General features: G+C 56.5%; 4 protein-coding genes. 1 reads left to right on the top strand and 3 read right to left on the bottom strand.

The window, feature by feature from the left end; translation table 11 throughout:
• The 3 genes from ACW5W8_RS23105 to ACW5W8_RS23095 all read right to left on the bottom strand — a co-directional run.
• A partial coding sequence (locus tag ACW5W8_RS23105) for an LPD5 domain-containing protein (protein WP_498630722.1) occupies positions 1 to 4,471 on the bottom strand: 4,471 nt, incomplete at its 3' end.
• 262 nt (positions 4,472 to 4,733) lie between these two features.
• Positions 4,734 to 5,429 (bottom strand): phage antirepressor KilAC domain-containing protein, encoded by a 696-nt coding sequence (locus ACW5W8_RS23100; RefSeq protein WP_498630720.1) that lies wholly within the window; start codon positions 5,427 to 5,429, stop codon positions 4,734 to 4,736.
• Positions 5,430 to 5,579: 150 nt separating this feature from the next.
• On the bottom strand, positions 5,580 to 5,759 hold the full coding sequence (locus tag ACW5W8_RS23095; protein WP_498630718.1) for a hypothetical protein: 180 nt from the start codon (positions 5,757 to 5,759) through the stop codon (positions 5,580 to 5,582).
• 181 nt (positions 5,760 to 5,940) lie between these two features.
• On the opposite strand from ACW5W8_RS23095, the gene ACW5W8_RS23090 reads away from it, so the two are divergent.
• Positions 5,941 to 6,381 carry a hypothetical protein gene (locus tag ACW5W8_RS23090; RefSeq protein ID WP_498630716.1) on the top strand — a complete coding sequence of 147 codons (441 nt, stop codon included), beginning with the start codon at positions 5,941 to 5,943 and terminating at the stop codon, positions 6,379 to 6,381.
• The last annotated feature ends 461 nt before the right edge of the window (positions 6,382 to 6,842 follow it).

Here is a 6,842-nt window from a genome sequence, read left to right as displayed (position 1 = left end):
TGGCTATCAGGTATGACTCAAACGCCCGGGCGCTCAGCTCCCGCTCGGTGGTCCAGTACGCTTTGCTACGCTTGTCATCCAGCTTGCGCGACCGCTCTTTGAGCGCGGTGCGCTTAATGGCCCGGTTGACGGCACCGAAGGCCTCGATCATCTCTTTACGAACAGCGCCACGGTGGACGAATGGGCTCTCCCGGGCCGCCAAAGAGACATCCAGTGCCTCGGTCATCATGTCGCCTGGTTGGCCCCGGGTTCTGGCAAAGTAGCCATCAAGCGCATGCCACCATTCATGGCCTAACGAACCGGCCCCATTCATCTTGGTGAGATTGATCACCACCTTGCCGTGCTCATAGTGAGCAGCAGCCGGGTTTACCCCACCCGATCCCCTGGCACCGAACGCCAGTCCCAGCTCACCATTGAGTGACAGCGCCTTGGGGGAGATCCCCAGCACCGCCGCCATATCCATCAACGCATCGTAGGCATTGTTCAAGTCCCGCTGACGGCGGCCCTGCTCCACCCAGTTACCGAACTCAACGCCGCGAAATCCGAATGCTTGCCCAAACAGTTCAGGAGTAACATCGGCCCCGCCCCGCATGTCCTCCCCCACACGAGGCTGGTTGATGTCACGGCGCTCATGCGGGATCTCCTTGGCCTTTTCCAGCTTGCTGACCAGCTCGTCATAGTGGTTATCCCGGTACTGTCTGGCATCACTGACGTTATCGAATGCCTCTGTCAGGTCCAGGTGGTTACGGCCCACTTTCTTACCGACGATCCAACCTTGGCCATTACGGCGGCTGTAGATGGCAAATGAGATGGCTTTGGGTTTACTACCCGTTTGCGTCAATTGGTCATAGCGATCTTTGAACGCAGCAATCACCTCAGCCTTACTCGACCCTGACGCGATAATCCGCGGCCAGTTGCCTAAGACACTCGACTTGCTCTCTCGGCTCAGGGTCCAAATACCCTTGGGTGGGTTGTACTTCACCCCTTCATAGAGGCTGTAACTTCCCAGACTGAGGGAGAGATCGGCCAGACTTCGTTGGTGACCGACCGCCACATAGAGGTCTGCTCGGTGCTGAATCGCATGGGCACTGCGCAGACCGCTGCTCGAGATCACGCGCTTTGCCGCATCAGCATCAAGGGTGCCATCCATCAGGCCAAGGGACAGGTCGCGCAGCGACTTCACCGCCTGCGCCCAATTACCGACCTTATAACTGACGCGAGGCTTGGCGGGGATAGCGTCGCGAGCGGCCCTGGCAATGGCAACCGCGTGGCGGTCCATTCCAGACTCAATCAGCTTGTCGTAGTCTGGTGCCGGCCACGCCTTGGAGAGAGGCAATGCCTTGATCTGCTCAGCGGTCTCCCCTTCGACGGTGTCGCGGTACGCCGTCCAGGTATCCTTGCGAGCCCCCCCAATCTTCTCGCCAAAATCTGCGATCTTGCTCTGTGGCTCGGCCTTGCCTGCAACCACAGGCTTAGTAGTATCACCGTCACTGAGCCAACGCTTAAACGCTGCGATCGGCATAGCCTTGATGGCGCCCAGTCCCTTCCAGTCCTTTTCATAGTTGGCAAGGTAGCCATCCCGGGCGGCCTGCTCATCAGCAAAGCCCATCAGCACCTTATGCTCGTCAAACTTGCCGGTCTTGGGGTCTACCTGATCCACCACATAGACCATCTCGCTATCTAGCTGATCACCAATGAACACATCGACGTGATCACCATCAGCGCCGAGCGTGCGCTTGATGTAGCCGTAGTCGTGGGCCATGGTCGATTGCCACGCCTTGCCATCCTGATCGGTACCGGAGCGGGTGGAGCCCTTGGGGTTCTCGAGTGTGATATCCAGCCCTTGCAGCGTGAGATGACCCTTCTTGTAGTTGCCGGCCTCTTTCTGCGCGTCGGTAGGCGCTGACGCCACCTCGACGCGAGCAGCTTCAATCTGTTGCACCGGCTCACGGGCGGCAGGCTTGGCAAACTCTCGCACCTTGGCGGCCGAAGACGTGGCCACAACCAACCCACCTTTGCCTGGGATCACCTTCACACCGGTATCCTTGGCCCAGCGTTTGATCACCGACAGATCACCTTTCAGGGTGATCGTGCCGTCAGGGTTATCAATGGCCTCACGCCAGGGCTGAGGCTGAGCTACCGGAGTGTCAGCCCCAGAAACAGCAACCCCGGCATCAGTGGCCGGGGCTGTTAGTGTCGGGTCATCAAGAGATGGTCCATCTGGTGTAGGTAGAGCAGCAACGAAATCTGGCGGATCTCCGGCTCCAGTTCGGTCGGTGAGTTCGGCAAGGGTTGGCTCAGAACCTGCTGCAGCTGGTTGGCCTGCTCCAGGCTGATCACCTTGTCGCTCACTGCTGATTGAAGGTATTGGGGTAACGGGCTCATTGCTCACCTCTGCTTGTGGTTGGCTGGGATGGGGATCGTTGTGTTGCGCGGTTCTTACTTGCTCAACTTCGACAATCTCGGCCACCCCAAAGCCACCACCATTAAGCGGCACCGGGGTCTCCTTGCCTTTGCGGCTGGCCATTGCAGCCTCTTTCTCACTGGCAAACGGCTTGCCTTTACGGGTAATGCGTAAGGATTGAAGTGGGCCAAAGATAGAATCGGTCTCGCTCCCAGCCCGAGTGATCGCTTGATCACGAACCTGTGTGGCTGCCGCCGCAGCGTACTGCGACTCGACGCCAGGCTCAAACGTGGCACCCTGTAACGCCTCACGTTGAGCCAAGCTCTCTTTTTGCTTCTGCTCGGCCGTCTGCCGATACCCATCAATCTCGCGCTCTTGCTCGGTTGGCGCTCTCAGCGCTTTCGGTTTACGCCCCTCTGCAGCAACCTGTGAGGCAGTTTTGTTGCCAGCGAACGGATCCACCCCAAGTGCGCCAGACTGAGCCTGTTCATAGAGGCTTGGTCCCTGCTCCCCCCTGTTGATCTGGGCGGCAACCAACTCTTGCACCGACGGGCCGAACTCACCAGACAAGGCGCGCTGAACCTCCGTATCCTCAGCCATCCCCCTGAAGCGCTCGGCGGTATCATCCTGACGCAGATCGGCAGGCACATCCCTCACTTCATCAAACTGGCTTTGGCTTGGGCCGAGCGGTGATTGCTCACCTGCAGGCGTCACAGGCTCTGCCATGGCATCCACTGCTGCGGCCAGATCAGGTCCAACAGGCGCGGCTGCCGGGTCAGTCTGCTCCTGCTCGCCCAGATCAACGGGCGCCCCATCGACAGCAGGGTCTGACCCTGCTTGCCCGTTCTCACTATCAACCTGCTGCTTGCCGCCGCGCAGGCCGCCAGCAGCACCGACAGCGCCACCCGTGCCCATACCGATAAGACCACCTTCCAGCGCACTCGATACCACCCCTTTCATCGGGTCGATGTCGGCCGCAGCCACTTCGTTGAGGGATTCGTTCACCGCATATTGCTGAACGCCCTCTTCAAGGGTCTCACCAACGCCCTCACCCACCGCACCCTTGGCAGCGCCTTTTAGCATGCCACCCGCAGCCACCTTGCCTGCCAGCATCTTGAACAACATGGCATCGCCCATCATGGAGCCCATGGCTGCGGCGCCCCAGGTCTTGGCGTCGCTCATGGTGGCGCGGCTGGCAAGGTTGGCCGTTTCTTCTCGGGCCAGCGCCAGCTTTTCATCATCGGATAGGTGTTGTGTCTGCTGATCCTGGTCGATGCGGGTGAAGAACTGGCGGAAGGTGTCACTGGCCGCGAGCTCGTCATAACTCATACCGAGTACCGCTTCTTTGGTATTCACCCCAGCACTGCCGACCGAACCTGTTGCCCCCGTAGTGATAGCCGCACCAGTGGCAAGCTTGGAGATGGTCTTGGCTGCTACTGCCTCGGCCACCTGCTGCGTGGCGCCACGTTTGACCATCGATGCCGTCACCGCCCGTCCAATGCTGGCCTTGGCTGCAACACCGGTCACGCCACCGGCCAGCAGGGTCGGCACCAAAGAGCCAACGCCTTGCGCCATCTTCATGGCCCAGACATCGATATCGCCCGCGCCATCCCCCATGGTTAGGCGCCCCTCTGGAGTCTCATCGATCAAACGGCGGTTGATGGCCTCCTTAGCATCCGGGCTCATGCCTTCTGTCAGAGATCCTGCCCCCGACTTGGCCAGATCCCCAGCGCCAGCCACAAAATCCAGTACGGGGCTGAGCTTGCTGGCCATGTTGGCTCGCGCTTGCTCCAGGTAGTCGCTCCCCTGCTTGCCCGCATTCTCCTTGCCAAACTCGCTGGCCTGGCCAGCCAACTCACCGATCCCGCCGACCAGATCCAGCGCGCCGGCACCAACACCACGGGCAAGATCGCCCAGGCCAACATCGAGGTCGCGCTTAGGGGGTTGGGCTGCGGATGGGGCAGCAGCAGCTGACAGGCTGCTATCGAGGTTGCTCCAAAACGGGTCAGTACGGGTATCGGATGATTGAGGCTGTGGCAGGGCGTCACGCAGTCCAGGCTTATCCATGGTGTCCTCGGCTTTTTGGCAAAAGAAAAGCCCCGACCGGCGAACCGGTCAGGGCTTGAATTGGGGAGTGCTGGCCAATAAACAGACTGGCCGACTATGGGGAGATGCTAACGCTGGAGAGAGTAATATTCAACCGGCAGTCGAACTATCGGCATCATCCTCTGGATAGTTTTAACCAAACTATCCCGATCCTGCCGAGTCAGGTCAATCCCATCCAACCGCTCCAGCAGCACAGATAACTCAGCCTGCAGTTGCTCTGCGCTCATTGCACACCCCCAACACAGAATTGCTGGGCAAGCTTGGCCAGCCCCTTTGGGGTAATGCGTACCTGCTCACACAAACGCTCATTCCCATCAGGCAGCGTTACCGTTGTCACTTTGTGCTCGAGCAAACCCTGCTGAACCTTGTCCTGATAGCCAAGCCAATGCCTGCCACCGGCGCGCTTGTAGATCCAGTGCTGGCTGCTCAGGTGCTGATTGAACTTCTTGGGCTGCTGTTGCAGGGCCTTAGCCGCCTCTGTCAGGTTCAGTGAACCATCGGCAGTGGCGATAAGATCCAGCGCCTCCACCTTAGGCTTCATGCCCTCGACCTGCTCTTCCAGCACCAACACCTTCTCGGTATAGCTCAGCAGCAGCCCCCGCATGGATGCCGGATCATTCAGGACAACCATCGGATCAACGACGGTCGTGACGGCCTCCTCCAGCTCCTGCCAGCGATCCACGATACGGGCGGTGAACTCAGGGCACAGCTGGGCGACCACGATCAGCGAATCACGCTTACCCTGCTTGCCGCCAAATATAAAGACGGAACGAGTCTGCTTTAACCCTAACCCATTGATTTTTCCACAATCCTCAATTTGAGGATGCTGGATTACTCCCTTTTCTACCAAGGCCTCAATGGTGCGCTTCACGTTGTCGTGGCGTTTATTGACCAGATCGGCAATCTCCAAGCTGGTCATGGTGATATCGCCGCCATTAAGCGGCCCTACCAAAACGTTGGTTTGCTGATACTGTTGTTGTATAGTCATACTGTAACTCCAATCATTTGTGTGCTTGGTTTACATTCCTCGGCCTTAGCGGTTGCCTCCGCTGGGGCCGAACTATTTCTGCTAGAACTTGAACTCATTCAGGTTTACCTCTCCCCGCTTTACCAGCGCATCCAGTACTGCTAACCGGTACATCACCTCTGCGGACAACGTCCTGAAATGCTGGTCCGCATTCTCGCCATACTCAGCGATCATCGCAGGGGTCATGCGTATCTGTATTGGTTTTTTCTTCTCACTTGCCATCCTCTCCCTCTCTTTTCGTTGTTTCGACATGATGAAGATAATCCAACAAATTGGCGCATGCAATGATTTTTATATACCGCATGTGAAACGAAGCGCTTTGACTCTCCTGCGCTGCATGGTAAATACTTGCAGCCATTGAAAAATGCTGATGACTATCCCAATCAGCACATTAGGACCAGTTATGGCTATCGAGAAGAAATCAAAGAAGAACACCACTAGCGTTAACCTCTCATTGAGGCTAGATCCGCGCTCTAAGTACCTGATTGATCTAATGGCGAGACATCAAAAGCGGACGATTACAGGAGTGATTGAGTGGGCAGTTGAACGCGCCGGTGCTGAAGCTATCTTCGATATCGAGCGCGGAGAAAGCTTTTTGGAGGTGATTGATAGGTTATGGTCAACCGATGAGTCGGTTCGTTTGGCTAATCTTGCTATGGCGCGCCCTGATCTCCTAGATTACGACGAGCTCCGGATCTGGGAAACCATTAAGGCATCCCCAGATCTTTGGAGCACCAGCGGTCAATTGCTGTACTCAACTTTGCAGGAAGAGTGGGATAGTCTGTTAGAGCACGTCGAGCAGCATCGGCTAAGCAGGGCTGTTAAACCCTATTCCATTTTATGATGGAGATGCTAAGTGGAGCCGCAAAAGGATTATGCTGGTAAAAATACATATAAAAAACCACTAGGGAGTACATTGAAACCAGCCCAGGTGAACCTAAAAGTACCTCACCAATTAATGGTGATCGCGCACAAGTGAACTCACCAAGCCAAAGCCAAAGCCAAAGCCAAAGCCAAAGCCAAAGCCAAAGCCAAAGCTATAAGAACACGGATGTTTTCTCAAAAAGGAATATTATTGCATATTATGCTGTAATGCTATTTACGGTAGGCGGTGCAAGTGGAAGCAATTCTATACTTAGTGATATTTTCCTGTCTTTTTTGGCTGCATTGCTTTCCGTTCTAGTTGGGGTGATATCAATGCCACTGCTTTTTTTTGGCTCTGTCCCAATTACGTGTTGAAAGGCTAATCTTGAAGTAGGCCATCACCTTGAGGTCTACCATCATGGATACCCCAGCCTTTCAACA

The organism is Aeromonas aquatilis (assembly GCF_054052405.1).
The sequence above is the reverse complement of the archived record's forward strand: the minus strand, read 5'-3'. Positions and strand labels throughout refer to the sequence as shown.

Bases quoted from the DNA above. Each gene is read 5' to 3' on its own strand.
- ACW5W8_RS23095 (WP_498630718.1), bottom strand. From the start codon at position 5,759: ATGGCAAGTGAGAAGAAAAAACCAATACAGATACGCATGACCCCTGCG.
- ACW5W8_RS23100 (WP_498630720.1), bottom strand. From the start codon at position 5,429: ATGACCAGCTTGGAGATTGCCGATCTGGTCAATAAACGCCACGACAAC.
- ACW5W8_RS23090 (WP_498630716.1), top strand. From the start codon at position 5,941: ATGGCTATCGAGAAGAAATCAAAGAAGAACACCACTAGCGTTAACCTC.